Annotated in this window: 13 protein-coding genes; 6 read left to right on the forward strand and 7 right to left on the reverse strand. The window is 73.2% G+C overall.

The features are described 5' to 3' along the window. Positions 1–186 precede the first annotated feature (186 nt). Positions 187–867, reverse strand: a complete 681-nt coding sequence (locus HTZ82_RS20920; protein WP_175410976.1) for a response regulator transcription factor — start codon at positions 865–867, stop codon at positions 187–189. Then, on the reverse strand, positions 864–2099 hold the full coding sequence (locus HTZ82_RS20925; RefSeq protein WP_175410977.1) for a cell wall metabolism sensor histidine kinase WalK: 1236 nt from the start codon (positions 2097–2099) through the stop codon (positions 864–866). Before HTZ82_RS20925 ends, HTZ82_RS20920 begins: the two co-directional genes overlap by 4 nt. Positions 2100–2307: 208 nt before the next feature. On the opposite strand from HTZ82_RS20925, the gene phoU reads away from it, so the two are divergent. Beyond that, positions 2308–2988, forward strand: coding sequence for a phosphate signaling complex protein PhoU (gene phoU / locus HTZ82_RS20930; RefSeq protein ID WP_175410978.1), 681 nt, complete (start codon positions 2308–2310; stop codon positions 2986–2988). A 228-nt stretch (positions 2989–3216) separates the two neighbouring features. Continuing rightward, positions 3217–3378 (forward strand): hypothetical protein, encoded by a 162-nt coding sequence (locus HTZ82_RS20935; RefSeq protein ID WP_175410979.1) that lies wholly within the window; start codon positions 3217–3219, stop codon positions 3376–3378. A 49-nt stretch (positions 3379–3427) separates the two neighbouring features. Here HTZ82_RS20935 and HTZ82_RS20940 read toward each other — a convergent pair whose 3' ends face one another. Next, positions 3428–4102, reverse strand: coding sequence for a histone deacetylase (locus tag HTZ82_RS20940; RefSeq protein ID WP_309235597.1), 675 nt, complete (start codon positions 4100–4102; stop codon positions 3428–3430). 30 nt (positions 4103–4132) lie between these two features. Beyond that, positions 4133–4894, reverse strand: a complete 762-nt coding sequence (locus HTZ82_RS20945) for a phosphoglyceromutase (RefSeq protein ID WP_175410980.1) — start codon at positions 4892–4894, stop codon at positions 4133–4135. A 118-nt stretch (positions 4895–5012) separates the two neighbouring features. Here HTZ82_RS20945 and HTZ82_RS20950 point away from each other — a divergent pair, with 118 nt between their 5' ends. Next, on the forward strand, positions 5013–6419 hold the full coding sequence (locus HTZ82_RS20950; RefSeq protein ID WP_175410981.1) for an MFS transporter: 1407 nt from the start codon (positions 5013–5015) through the stop codon (positions 6417–6419). Between the two features lie 87 nt (positions 6420–6506). Here the strand turns inward: HTZ82_RS20950 and HTZ82_RS20955 are convergent, their stop codons facing one another. Beyond that, positions 6507–6998 carry a YbjN domain-containing protein gene (locus tag HTZ82_RS20955; protein WP_175410982.1) on the reverse strand — a complete coding sequence of 164 codons (492 nt, stop codon included), beginning with the start codon at positions 6996–6998 and terminating at the stop codon, positions 6507–6509. Further along, the gene (mshA, locus tag HTZ82_RS20960; RefSeq protein WP_175410983.1) at positions 6991–8352 is read right to left on the reverse strand and encodes a D-inositol-3-phosphate glycosyltransferase; all 1362 of its coding nucleotides are present in this window, start codon (positions 8350–8352) and stop codon (positions 6991–6993) included. The genes HTZ82_RS20955 and mshA overlap by 8 nt, the downstream gene beginning before the upstream one ends. A gap of 258 nt (positions 8353–8610) precedes the next feature. On the opposite strand from mshA, the gene HTZ82_RS20965 reads away from it, so the two are divergent. From HTZ82_RS20965 to HTZ82_RS20975, 3 genes are all read left to right on the forward strand, one after another. After that, positions 8611–9435, forward strand: a complete 825-nt coding sequence (locus tag HTZ82_RS20965) for a class I SAM-dependent methyltransferase (RefSeq protein WP_175410984.1) — start codon at positions 8611–8613, stop codon at positions 9433–9435. A gap of 173 nt (positions 9436–9608) precedes the next feature. After that, positions 9609–10706, forward strand: coding sequence for a C40 family peptidase (locus tag HTZ82_RS20970; RefSeq protein WP_175410985.1), 1098 nt, complete (start codon positions 9609–9611; stop codon positions 10704–10706). Positions 10707–10984: 278 nt separating this feature from the next. Further along, positions 10985–12280: a PP2C family protein-serine/threonine phosphatase gene (locus HTZ82_RS20975; protein WP_175410986.1), complete on the forward strand. Its 1296-nt coding sequence runs from the start codon at positions 10985–10987 to the stop codon at positions 12278–12280. 58 nt (positions 12281–12338) lie between these two features. On the opposite strand, the gene HTZ82_RS20980 is transcribed toward HTZ82_RS20975, so the two are convergent. Continuing rightward, positions 12339–12677: a DUF2516 family protein gene (locus tag HTZ82_RS20980; protein ID WP_175410987.1), complete on the reverse strand. Its 339-nt coding sequence runs from the start codon at positions 12675–12677 to the stop codon at positions 12339–12341. Positions 12678–12773 lie beyond the last annotated feature (96 nt).

Here is a 12773-nt window from a genome sequence, read left to right on the forward strand (position 1 = left end):
CGAACTTGTAGCCCAGGCCCCGGACCGTCACCAGGTAGCGCGGGGCGCCCGGGTCCGGTTCGAGCCCCATCCCGATGGCGCCCCTCGCACCGCTCCGCGGGCTTCGGAGCGCTGCGCCGGACTCCGTCCGCCGACGGGAGGCCGGGCCCGCGGCCCAGGGCGGGCCTACGCCCCATGGCCCGCGGCCTACGGTTCGAACTTGTAGCCCAGGCCCCGGACCGTCACCAGGTAGCGCGGGGCGCCCGGGTCCGGTTCGATTTTGGCGCGGAGGCGCTTGACGTGGACGTCGAGGGTCTTGGTGTCGCCGACGTAGTCGGCGCCCCAGACGCGGTCGATGAGCTGCATGCGGGTCAGGACGCGGCCCGCGTTGCGCAGGAGCATCTCCAGGAGGTCGAACTCCTTCAGCGGCAGGTCCACCTTGCCGCCGTCGACGGTGACGACGTGGCGGTCCACGTCCATCCGTACCGGGCCGGCCTCCAGGGCCGCCGGGGCGGCCTCCTCCGGCTCGCCGCGGCGGCGGAGCACCGCGCGGATGCGGGCGACCAGCTCGCGCGTGGAGAACGGCTTGGTGACGTAGTCGTCGGCTCCTATCTCCAGGCCGACGACCTTGTCGATCTCGCTGTCCTTCGCGGTGACCATGATCACGGGGACGTTCGAGCGGTTGCGCAGTTGCCGGCAGACCTCCGTGCCCGGGAGGCCGGGCAGCATCAGGTCGAGGAGGACGAGGTCCGCGCCGTTGCGCTCGAACTCGTCGAGGCCCTCCGGCCCGGTGGTCGCGACGGCGACCTCGAATCCCTCCTTGCGGAGCATGTAGGACAGGGCGTCGCTGAAGGACTCCTCGTCCTCGACGACAAGCACTCGGGTCACGGAAGGACCTCCGGGGCAGAGAGTGGTTCGTTGGTGATCGCGGAGCTCTGGGTGGTGTGGTCCCCGCGGCCGCGGCCGCGGGCGGCGCCCGCTTCCGGGAGCCGCAGGGTGAACGTGGAGCCCTGGCCCTCGGTGGACCAGACGGTGACCTCGCCGCCGTGCGAGGCGGCCACGTGCTTGACGATGGCCAGGCCGAGGCCCGTACCGCCGGTGGCGCGGGAGCGGGCCGGGTCGACGCGGTAGAAGCGCTCGAAGATGCGCTCCTTGTCCTTGTCGGGGATCCCGATGCCCTGGTCGGTGACGGCGATCTCTATGAGGTCGCCGCCGGGTGCGGTGACGCGGCGGGCGGCGATGCCGACGCGGGTGTGGGCCGGAGAGTAGTTGACGGCGTTCTCGACGAGGTTGCCGAGGGCGGCGGCGAGCTGGCCGCGGTGGCCCCAGACGTGCAGGTCGGCCGTGCCGCCGGCGGCCATGGTGATGTTCTTGGTGGTGGCGGTGTGCCGGGAGCGGTCCACGGCCTCGGCGACGAGCTCGTCGACCCGTACCGACTCGGCGTCGTCCAGCGGGTCGTCGTTCTGGACGCGGGAGAGGTCGATGAGCTCCTGTACGAGGTTGGTGAGCCGGGTGGCCTCGACCTGCATCCGCCCGGAGAAGCGGGTGACCGCCTCGGGGTCGTCGGCGGCGTCCATGACGGCCTCGGAGAGCAGGGACAGCGCGCCGACGGGGGTCTTGAGCTCATGGCTGACGTTCGCGACGAAGTCGCGCCGTACGGCCTCGATACGGCGTGCCTCGGTGAGGTCCTCGACGAGGAGGAGGACCAGGCGGGAGCCGAGCGGGGCGACGCGGGCGGACACGGCGAGTGCCTCGCCGCGGCCGGTGCCGCGCCGGGGCAGGTCCAGCTCCACCTGCCGTATCTCGCCGTCGCGCCGGGTGTCGCGGGCCATCTGGAGCATGGAGTCGACGGCCAGTTTCCCGCCGCGGACGAGCCCGAGCGCGTACGCTGCGGAGCTGGCCTTGACGACGGAGTCGCTCTCGTCGAGGACGACGGCGGAGGAGCGGAGTACGGACAGGACCGTGTCGACACCCGGGGGCAGCACGGCGTCCGTGTGCAGGGACGAGCGGGTGGGCCGCGCCTGGTCGCGCTCGCTCCAGCGGAACGCCAGCATGGCGATGACGCCGGTGAGCAACCCGGCGATCGCTGCCGCTGCGGCGACCGCCGCGTTCACGTCCATGCATCCAGGTTAGGCATGGTCGCGGACACTCTCCCAGCCGTCCGGGTGGCTGCTCGAACAGTCGTCGCCCAGAGTTCACCGAGGGGACGGTGGCGGTTCACTTGTGAGGGAGGCCCCCGACTTGTCGCCCCCGGACCGTGACAGCGTGGGGTCCAGGGAGTGTCTCAGCCCCACCCGGACCCCCGTACGTAGTGAGAGAGGGACATCCATGCGGGACGCGTACCACGAGGAACTGGACTCGATCGGCGAGGGCCTGGTCGAGATGGCCCGGCTCGTCGGGTCGGCGATCGGGCGCGCCACGACGGCGATGCTCGACGCGGACCTGAAGCTGGCGGAGGCCGTGATCGAGGCCGACCAGAAGGTCGACGACCTCCAGCACGACCTGGAGGCGCGCGCCATAGCCCTGCTGGCCCGCCAGCAGCCGGTCGCGACGGATCTGCGGATCGTCGTGACGTCGCTGCGGATGAGCGCCGACCTGGAGCGGTCGGGCGACCTGGCGCAGCACGTGGCGAAGCTGGCGCGGCTGCGCTTCCCGGAGCGTGTCGTGCCGAACGACCTGCACGCCACGATCCTGGAGATGGGCCAGCTCGCGCAGCGCCTGATGGCGAAGGCGGCGGAGGTCATCATCACGAAGGACGTCGACCTGGCGCTCCAGCTGGAGCAGGACGACGACGAGATGGACCTGCTGCACCGGACGCTGTTCCAGCACCTGATGGACGACCGCTGGAAGCACGGCATCGAGACCGCGGTCGACGTGACCCTGCTGGGCCGCTACTACGAGCGCTTCGCGGACCACGCGGTGTCGGTGGCGAAGCGGGTCGTGTACCTGGTCACGGGCGAGTACGCCGACGAACTCCAGCAGCCGGAGGCGCCGGTCGAGGGCGCCTGAGCACCAGCCCCCGACCACCCCCTGGCACCGCCGCCGGCCCCGCGCCCGGCCGCCGGACGGAGTCCGGCGCAGCGCCCCCGCTGTGTCCGATGTGCCGCTCCGCGGCGTGGCTGCGCAGCAGTGCGAGAGGCGCGTAGGGGTGTGGGGCGCATCCGTGCGCCGTTGATGCGCCCTGCCGGGTGGGCATGCAATGGGGGAAGGCGACGTACTCCCGTTCAGGAGGAACCCATGGCCGATTCCCCCACCACCCACGCCGAGTACGAGGAAGGCCCCGTCGAAGTGCGCGGGGCGCGCTGTCTGCCGTTGCTGGGCGCCTGCGGCTGCGGCTCGGGCTGCGGCTGCGGCTGCCAGTCGGGTGGGTCCTGCCAGTGCGGCGGCTGCTGCGGGTAGGAGGCGGCCGCAGCACACGCCCGGGCCCTGTCCGTACCGGGGGGCACCGTCACCGTCCGGGCAGGGCCTCAGCCAGGTTCATGATCCGGCGGGCCGTCCAGTGGCCGGCCGCGCCCGGGGAGGCCGCCAGGTACGCGGCGACGGTGGCGGACGGCCAGGCGTCGCCCGCGCCGAGCAGGCCCAGGTAGAGGTGGCGTACGTACGCGGCCGACGGCCTGGTCCACGGCACGCCGTCCATCGCCCAGGGCGCCGTGAACGTGAGCAGCGGACGGCCGTCCAGCCGGCCGGGGCACACCAGCGTCTCGTACCGCCCCGGTCCGAGGGCCGCCCTGCCGTCCCGTACCGCCGCCGTGACGTCGAGGTCCGGGGCGGCGCCGGGCTCGCGGTACATCTCCTGCGCCGCGATGTCCGAGAACTGGGCCTCCGAGACCAGGTACGCCCGCGCCAGCACCCGTGAGCCGGGCGCGTCCGGGTCGTAGAAGGCCCGGCCGCCGGTCCAGACGGGCGACTCGGTCGCGAAGTACAGGGCGCCCGGCACCTCCAGCGCCACGCTCCTCCGCGGCGCCCGCCCGTCCCGGCAGCCCGGGTACGTCCGCGTCCCTCCGGCGGGCCGCCCGCCCGCGAGGTAGCAGGCCAGCCGGCCGGGGTGCGTGTTCGAGCCGTACGACACGTACCAGACGAGCCCCCCGTCGACGGCGGACCGGTCGGCGAGGGGCTCGTTCACGGGAATTCCTGACAGCGCGGGCTTACGGGCTTACTTCTTCTTGCCCTGGTTCTTGACGGCCTCGATGGCGGCCGCGGCGGCCTCCGGGTCGAGGTACTTGCCGCCCGGCGTGACCGGGTTGAAGTCGGCGTCCAGCTCGTAGTACAGCGGGATGCCCGTCGGGATGTTGAGGCCCGCGATGTCGGCGTCGGAGATGCCGTCCAGGTGCTTCACCAGCGCGCGCAGGCTGTTGCCGTGGGCGGCGATCAGGACCGTACGGCCGGTCAGCAGGTCCGGGACGATGCCGTCGTACCAGTACGGCAGCATGCGCTCGACGACGTCCTTCAGGCACTCCGTGCGCGGGCGCAGCTCGCTCGGGATCGTCGCGTAGCGCGGGTCGTGGGCCTGCGAGAACTCGTTGTCGTCCGCGAGGGCCGGCGGCGGCGTGTCGTACGAGCGGCGCCACAGCATGAACTGCTCCTCGCCGAACTCGGCGAGCGTCTGCGCCTTGTCCTTGCCCTGCAGGGCGCCGTAGTGGCGCTCGTTCAGTCGCCAGGAGCGGTGAACCGGGATCCAGTGGCGGTCGGCGGCCTCCAGGGCGAGCTGCGCGGTGCGGATCGCGCGCTTCTGGAGGGACGTGTGGAGTACGTCGGGGAGCAGACCGGCGTCCTTCAGCAGCTCACCGCCGCGGACCGCCTCCTTCTCGCCCTTCTCGGTGAGGTTGACGTCCACCCAGCCGGTGAACAGGTTCTTCGCGTTCCACTCGCTCTCGCCGTGGCGGAGGAGGATCAGCTTGTACGGTGCGTCGGCCATGCGTACGAGATTAATGGACGCCTCCGACGCTTGACGGGCCGCGTCAATTCAGTGGCTGAGGGGCACCGCGGGCTCGTAAGTTCCGGGTAGGCAATCAGGCACTTACGGGGGAGCACGCGTGTCCATCGTCCCGCTCATACGTTCGGCACGTCGTACCGTCTCCGGACTGCCCCCCGGTTTCTGGTGGCTGTGGCTGTCGACGCTGGTGAACCGCACGGGCGCCTTCGTTCTGACCTTCTTGTCGCTCTTCTTGACCCAGGAGCTGGGCTTCTCCGGGTGGTACGCGGGGCTCGTCATCGCCCTGCACGGGCTCGGCGGCATCGCCGGCGCCCCGCTCGGCGGGATGCTCAGCGACCGGTGGGGGCGGCGCCCGACGATGGTGACCGGACACCTGGGGACGGCGGCGGGCGCCGCCTCCCTCGCGGTCGTGACCAGCCCGTGGGCCGTGGCGGTCGTGGTGCTGCTGATGGGCGTGACCATGCAGTCGGTGCGGCCCGCGATCGGCGCGACCATCGCGGACCAGGTGCCGGAGCACGACCGGCGGCGGGCGTACGCGCTGAACTACTGGGCGCTCAACCTGGGCTTCGCCATCGCGGCCACGGGCGGCGGCGCAGCGCTCTTCCTCGGCTACCGGACGCTGTTCGTGGCGGAGGCGGTGGCGGTGGCGCTGTGCGCCCTGATCGTGTTCCTGAAGCTGCCGGAGACGCGGCCGGAGCGGCGTACGGCGTCCGTGGAGAAGGAGGGCGGGTCCGGGGCGGAGGGTGACTCCGGCGACGGGGCCGACGGCGGCGTGCGGCTGTCGACGCTCGACGTGCTGCGGGACGGGCCGTTCCGGACGCTCGTGCTGCTCAACCTGCTCGTCTGCACCGTCTTCAGCACCCCGTGGGTCGGCCTGCCCCTGACGATGACCGCCGAGGGGCTGGCCCCGGACGCGTACGGCAAGGTCATCGCGGTCAACGGTGTGGTGATCGTCGGCTTCCAGCTCCTGGTCAACAGGATCACCGAGAAGCGGTCGCCCGCGACGCTGCTCACGGTGTCCGCGCTGCTGTTCGCCGTCGGTACGGGCGCGACGGCGCTGGCCGGTACGCCGCTGCTGTTCGCGGCGACGGTCGTGGTGTGGACGATCGGCGAGATGGTGCACGTCCCGACGAACGCCGCCGCCACCGCGCGGCTCGCCCCGGTGCACGCCCGGGGCCGGTACCAGGGCGTGATGGGCATGTCCTGGTCGGTCGCCGGGTTCATCGCCCCGATCATGGCCGGCTGGGTCGTCAGCGGGCCGGGTCCGAAGGCGCTGTGGCTCGGCTGCGCGGTGGTCGGCACGATCGCGGCGGCCGGGTACGCGCTGCTGCTGCGGCGCGCACTGGCCGGCGACGAGGCGGCGGAGGCGGAGGGCAAGGAGGGCAAGGAGGACGAGGAGGAGCGTGGTGTGCGGGGCGGCGGGGCTCCCGTGCGCGAGGGGCGCGAGGGGCGCGAGGCGCACGACGAGCGCGACGAGAAGGGCGCGGAGAAGGCCGCCGCCGCGTAAAGGGGCAGTGCGGCGCGTGCGGCGCGTGCGGCGCGTAAGAGGGTTCTGGGGGCGTACGGACACGGGGGTGTCGTACGCCCCCCGGCGTCAGCCCTTCGACGGCTGCGTCAGGTGGGTGAACGCCTCCAGGTTGCGCGTGGACTCGCCGCGGGCGACGCGCCACTCGTACTCCTTGCGGATGGCCGTCGCGAAGCCCAGTTCCAGGAGCGTGTTGAACGCGCCGTCCGCCGCCTCCAGGACGGAGCCCATCAGGCGGTCCAGCTCCTCCGGCGTGACCGCCGAGAGCGGCAGCTTGCCGGTCAGGTAGACGTCGCCGAGGCCGTCGATCGCGTACCCGACGCCGTACAGCTTCAGGTTCCGTTCGAGCAGCCAGCGGTGGACGCCCGCCTCGTTCTCGTCCGGGTGGCGGATCACGAAGGCGTTCAGCGACAGCGAGTGGTTGCCGAGGCGCAGGGACAGCGTCGTGGACAGCTTGTTCGTGCCGGGGAGTGTGACGACGTACGACCCGGGCTCGGGTGACTCCCACGCCAGGTCGGCGTCGCGCAGTGCGGACTCGATGATCTGCTGTGCGTCAGCCATGGGCCGAGCGTACGCGACCGCGGTGCTCGTGCATGGCAGCCGTGTACACGTCGGCGGTGGCCGACGCCGCGCTGTCCCAGCCGAAGTCGCGGGCATGGCGGGCGGCGGCCTCGCCCATGCGGGTGGTGAGGCCCGGATCGTCCGTGAAGCGGCGCAGCACGCGCGCGTAGTCGGCGGGGTCGTGGCCCCGTACGAGGTAGCCGGTCTCGCCGTCCCGCACGGCGACCGGGAGGCCGCCCACGGAGGCCGCGACGACGGGCGTGCCGGTGGCCTGGGCCTCGATGGCGACCAGGCCGAAGGACTCGCTGTGCGACGGCATGACGAGGACGCTGGCCGCGCGGAACCAGTCGGCGAGCTGCGGCTGCGCCACCGGCGGGTGGAAGCGCACGACGTCCGCGATGCCCAGCCGGGCGGCGAGCTTCTGCAGGCCCTCGGGCTTGGCGAGGCCGCTGCCGCTGGGCCCGCCGACGACCGGGACGACCATGCGGGAGCGCAGCGACGGGTCCGCGTCGAGGAGCCGGGCGGCGGCGTGGAGCAGGACGTCCGGGGCCTTCAGCGGCTGTATGCGGCCCGCGAAGAGCGGTACGAAGGCGTCCTGCGGCAGGCCCAGGCGGGCGCGGGCCGCCGCGCGGCCGTCCGCGGGGGCGAAGCGGTCCAGGTTCACGCCCGGGTGGACCACCGCTACGCGCGCGGGGTCGGCCTCGTAGTGGTGGATCAGTTCGGCGGCCTCGCCCTCCGTGTTGGCGATCAGCCGGTCCGCGGCCCGTACGATCTGCGTCTCGCCGATCACGCGGGACGCGGGCTCGGGGGTGTCGCCGTCGGCGAGCGCGGCGTTCTTGACCTTGGCCATGGTGTGCATGGCGTGCACGAGCGGGGTGCGCCAGCGCTCGGCGGCCAGCCAGCCGACGTGGCCGCTGAGCCAGTAGTGGGAGTGCACCAGGTCGTAGTGGCCGGGGCGGTGGCGGGCCCACGCCTGCATGACGCCGTGCGTGAAGGCGCAGAGCTGGGCCGGCAGGTCCTCCTTGTTGAGGCCCTCGTACGGGCCCGCGTCGACGTGCCGTACGAGCACGCCCGGCGCCAGCTCCACGGCCGGGGGCAGGCCTCCGGCGGTGGCACGCGTGAAGATCTCCACCTCGATGCCGATGGCGGCGAGACGTTTCGCCAGCTCGACGATGTAGACGTTCATGCCGCCCGCGTCGCCCGTCCCCGGCTGGTGCAGGGGCGAGGTGTGGACGCTGAGCATCGCGATACGGCGGGGGCTCCGGTGGCCGCGGTGACCCCGGTGGCGGCCGGGCAGCCGGAGCCTGGGCGGCGGTACCAGGGTGCCGGCGAACCGGGACACGTACTGGCTCACGTCGTCGGTCCTTCCGCGCAGGGGCAGTAGCGGACGTACTTCGCGTACCTCGCGCACTTCGCGTACCTCGCGCACATCGCGTACCTCGCGCACATCGCGTACATGGCGTACATCGCGTACATGGCAATGGAGAGGGGTGTGCTCCTCTCCGTACGCGCTCAACAGCGGAACGGCCCCCTTCATTTCCGCCACCCCGTCCGCTTTGCCAATTCATTACGGGGCGTGGGTGCCGATGACGGCTCGTTTACGCTCGTCGTCATGGCCCCGCGCACCTCCCGCCCCTCCGGCAGCCGCCCCCTCGGCACCCCCACGCGCGGGACCACCAACCCGAACCGGCTGCGCCGCATGGACCGCTGGATAGCGGCCACGCACGGGCCCGCGCTGCGCCGCAGCGCCGGCGCGCCGGTCGCCGTCGACCTCGGGTACGGGGCGGCGCCCTGGACGGCCGTCGAGCTGCTGGACCGGCTCCGCCGGGACGCCGATCCGCGCGCGCGGGTGGTGGGCGTCGAGATCGACCCGGAGCGGGTCGCCGCGGCCGCGCCCTACGCGCGCGAAGGGCTGGCGTTCGTGCACGGCGGCTTCGAGGTGCCGGTCGCGGAGCCGGTCGCGCTGATCCGGGCGGCGAACGTGCTGCGCCAGTACGAGGAGGACGAGGTCGCCGCCGTGTGGGCGCGGCTGTGCGCCCGGCTCGCGCCGGACGGGCTGCTGGTGGAGGGCACCTGCGACGAGATCGGGCGCCGTCACGTGTGGGTGGCGCTCGGGCCCGAGGGTCCGCGGACGGTGACGTTCGCCACGCGGCTCGGGTCGCTGGACCGCCCGTCGGACCTGGCGGAACGGCTGCCGAAGGCGCTGATCCACCGGAACGTCCCCGGGGAGCCGGTGCACGCGTTCCTGCGGGACTTCGACCGCGCGTGGGCGGCGGCGGCCCCGTACGCCTCGCTGGGCGCGCGGCAGCGGTGGCTGGCGACGGCGGCCGCCCTGTCGGCCGACTGGCCGGTGCGGGACGGCCGACGGCGGCTGCGCCAGGGCGAACTGACAGTGCCGTGGCCGGCGCTCGCGCCGCGGGCGTGGGGCGGGGCGTAGGCGGGGCCTAGGCGAGGCGGGGCGTAGGGGCGGCGGGGTCGTTGTCGTAGGGCCCTGTTACTTTCGCGTACGACATGGCACGATCGCCGGGGCATCGCGCGTTACTGACGGTAAGACAGAGAGAACGGACAACGCGGTGCCGACCGGCAGGTCGAGGTCCGGAGGGGGAGCCTGTGAATCGACGCCGCTGCGCCGTCGCCGCGATCACCGTGGTGTGCGCCCTGACGACCGCGCTCGCGGTACCGGCCACCGCCGCGTTCGCGGCGCCGTCCCCCGCCCCGTCACCCAGCGGCCCCGCCCGGCCGCCCGGCCAGCCGAACCAGCCGAACCAGCCGAAGAAGAGCCTGGAAGAGGTGCGGGCCGAGATCGAGGGCCTGTACCGGCAGGCGGCCTCCGCCACCGACGCGTACAACCTCGCGGAGGAGAAGGCCGAGAAGCAGTCCGCCGAGATCGTGAAGCTCTCCGCGGCGATCATCGAGGGCCAGGCCCGCATCGAGAGCCTGAAGGCGCGCGCCGGCGCCGCGGCCCGCGCCCAGTACCGCAGCGGCGGGATACCGGAGGAGGCCAAGCTCGTCCTCACGGACGACCCGCAGCTGTTCCTGGAGGGCGCCGGCCGCCTCCTCCAGGGCCAGAAGGCCACCCGGGACCTGCTGACCGAGCTGAAGCAGCGCCAGGACGACCTGGAGACGTACACGCAGGACGCCGGCACCGAGTGGGCGAGGCTGGAGGCGCACCGGGCCGCCCAGGCGAAGGCCAGGAAGGTCATCACGGAGAAGATCGCCGCGGCCGAGAAGCTGGAGTCCGAGCTGGCGGCCGCCGAGCGCGAGCGGCTGCGGGAGCTGGAGCGGCAGGCGCAGCTCCGCGCCCAGACGGAGTGGCTGGACTCGGGCGCCCTGCGGGAGATCAACCGCAGCGCGAGCCCGGCCGGCAAGGCGGCCATCGAGTTCGCCACCTCCCAGATAGGCAAGCCGTACGTGTGGGGCGCCGAGGGCCCGGACGCGTACGACTGCTCGGGGCTGACCCAGCGGGCCTGGGGCGTGGCCGGTACGGCCATCCCGCGCACCTCGCAGGAGCAGTGGCGGCTGCTGCCGCGCGTCGCCGTCAAGGACATGCGCCCCGGCGACCTGATCATCTACTTCGCGGACGCCACGCACGTGGCCATGTACATAGGCGACGGCCGCATGGTCCACGCCCCGCGCCCCGGCCGGAACGTCACGGTCGCCGGGGCGGGCTCGATGCCGATTCTCGGCGTCGTACGCCCCGACAAGTAGGCGACCGGGCGAACAGCAGGCAGACGGCAAACAGGGGCGGACCGCCCCGTACGGCGCAAACGACCCACGCGTGCGGGAGGCGGCCCCGGCCTGTGCGCCCCCCGGGTGATGTTTCTCATGGGGCGGTGCCCAACTACCTCCCCTAGCGGGGCATATGCCGACGGCTCTTCGCTGATCACCATTCCGTTCGGGCACCGGGTGCCGCTATGGTCCCGGTCGGCGGGGCGTCGTCCGGCGCTCCACCCGTGCCCTCGGGGGGAGGGAAGGAAAACGTATCGATGCCCGCATCCGTGCCCGTACCGCGACAGAGGGTGAACACACTCGAACAGCCCCTGGAGCAGCCCGTGGACCCGGACCCGGTCCAGGACCCGGTGCAGGACCCGGACCAGGGGCACGGCGGCGACCTCACGCTGCTGGTGATCGAGGCCGATCCGACGGGCACCTTCACCGTCCCCGAGCTGGTCGACGCGGCCGGCGGCCGGGTCCGTATCCGTACCGCCCGCAACCTCACGGAGGCGGAGCGGCTGCTCACCGACGACGTCCACTGCGTGCTGATCGACCTGGACCTCCCGCCGTCCGCGCGGGGCGGCGGCGACGGCCCGCTGGCGCCGCTGCGGCACGTCCTCCAGGTCGCCCCGCGGCACGCCGTCCTGGTCCTGGCCACGTCCGAGCAGGCCGCGCTGGCGGCGGACGCGGTACGGGCGGGCGCGCAGGACCGGCTGTTCCGCGAGGAGCTGGACGGGCCGCTGCTGAGCCGCGCCATCCGGTACGCCGTGGAGCGCAAGCGGGCCGACTCGGCGCAGGTGAAGCTGGCCGAGTCACGGCTGCGGGCCCAGGAGAACGCCCGCCTGGAGCGGGGCCTGCTGCCGACGCCGCTGCTCCAGGGCTCCGAGCTGCGGTTCGCCGCCCGCTACCGGCCGGGCCGCTCGCGCGCCCTGCTGGGCGGTGACTTCTACGACACGGTGCGTACGCCGGACGGCACGGTCCACGCGATGATCGGCGACGTGTGCGGGCACGGCCCGGACGAGGCGGCGCTGGGCGTGGAGCTGCGCATCGCGTGGCGGGCGCTGACGTTCGCGGGCCTGTGCGGGGACGAGCTGCTCTCGACGCTGCAGCAGGTCCTGGAGCACGAGCGGGAGAGCGAGGAGATCTTCGCGACGCTGTGCACCGTGGACATCGCGCCCGACGGGCGCCGTGCCGGGCTGTGCCTGGCCGGGCACCCGGCGCCGCTGGTGGCCCGCCCCGGGCGGGGCGCGCGGCTCCTCCCGTACGAGGACGGGGGCCCCGCCCTGGGTCTGCTGCCGCGCGCCCGGTGGCCGCGGCGGCAGGTGGAGCTGGGCGGGGTGTGGAGCCTGATGATGTACACGGACGGGCTGATCGAGGGGCGCTCGGAGGGGCCGGGGTCGCCGCGGCTGGGCCAGGACGGCATGGTCGCGATGGTGGACCGGCAGCTGGAGCGTGGCCTGCGCGGCGAGGAGCTGCTGGAGGCGGCCGTGGCGGAGGTGCGGCGGCTGAACGGCGGCGAGCTCACGGACGACGTGGCGGTCCTGCTGCTGGACCGCGCGGCACGCTGAACCGTGCCGCCCGCCCGTCGGGGCTTACCGCCCGTCGGGGCTCACCGCCCGTCGGGGCTCACCGCCCGCCGTTGTACGGCCCGTACGGACCGTCGCTGCTGGAGCCGCGGCGGCCGCCGCGGCCACCGCCGGAGACCTGCTGGAGGGCGGGCCGGACGTCGACCATGAACACGATCGTCGCGATGAGCCCGGCGATCTGCAGGAACAGCATGGGCAGGAGCAGATCGACGACGACCGTGATGCCCAGAATGATCAGCCAGAACTGCTTGCTCTGCTTGCTCGCGGCCCGGTAGGCGTCCTCGCGGGCGATCGCCGCGAAGACGAACGCCACGACGGCGAACACGAGCATGCCGATGAAGAGCAGCCCGACCAACGAGTTGAATCCGGACATCAGCATGGTGAGCACCGCCTAATCAGTGGTTGAAGCGCCTCGCGGCCAAGGTACCCGTACAACGCCCCGGTGTGCGGGAATGTGCCCGGCCGGGCGGCCGAT

The sequence above is a fragment of the Streptomyces sp. TRM64462 genome (genome assembly GCF_013362995.1).
Classification (GTDB): Bacteria; Actinomycetota; Actinomycetes; order Streptomycetales; family Streptomycetaceae; genus Streptomyces.

Bases quoted from the DNA above. Each gene is read 5' to 3' on its own strand.
- HTZ82_RS20925 (WP_175410977.1), bottom strand. From the start codon at position 2,099: ATGGACGTGAACGCGGCGGTCGCCGCAGCGGCAGCGATCGCCGGGTTG.
- phoU (WP_175410978.1), top strand. From the start codon at position 2,308: ATGCGGGACGCGTACCACGAGGAACTGGACTCGATCGGCGAGGGCCTG.
- HTZ82_RS20935 (WP_175410979.1), top strand. From the start codon at position 3,217: ATGGCCGATTCCCCCACCACCCACGCCGAGTACGAGGAAGGCCCCGTC.
- HTZ82_RS20945 (WP_175410980.1), bottom strand. From the start codon at position 4,894: ATGGCCGACGCACCGTACAAGCTGATCCTCCTCCGCCACGGCGAGAGC.
- HTZ82_RS20955 (WP_175410982.1), bottom strand. From the start codon at position 6,998: ATGGCTGACGCACAGCAGATCATCGAGTCCGCACTGCGCGACGCCGAC.
- HTZ82_RS20965 (WP_175410984.1), top strand. From the start codon at position 8,611: ATGGCCCCGCGCACCTCCCGCCCCTCCGGCAGCCGCCCCCTCGGCACC.
- HTZ82_RS20975 (WP_175410986.1), top strand. From the start codon at position 10,985: ATGCCCGCATCCGTGCCCGTACCGCGACAGAGGGTGAACACACTCGAA.
- HTZ82_RS20980 (WP_175410987.1), bottom strand. From the start codon at position 12,677: ATGCTGATGTCCGGATTCAACTCGTTGGTCGGGCTGCTCTTCATCGGC.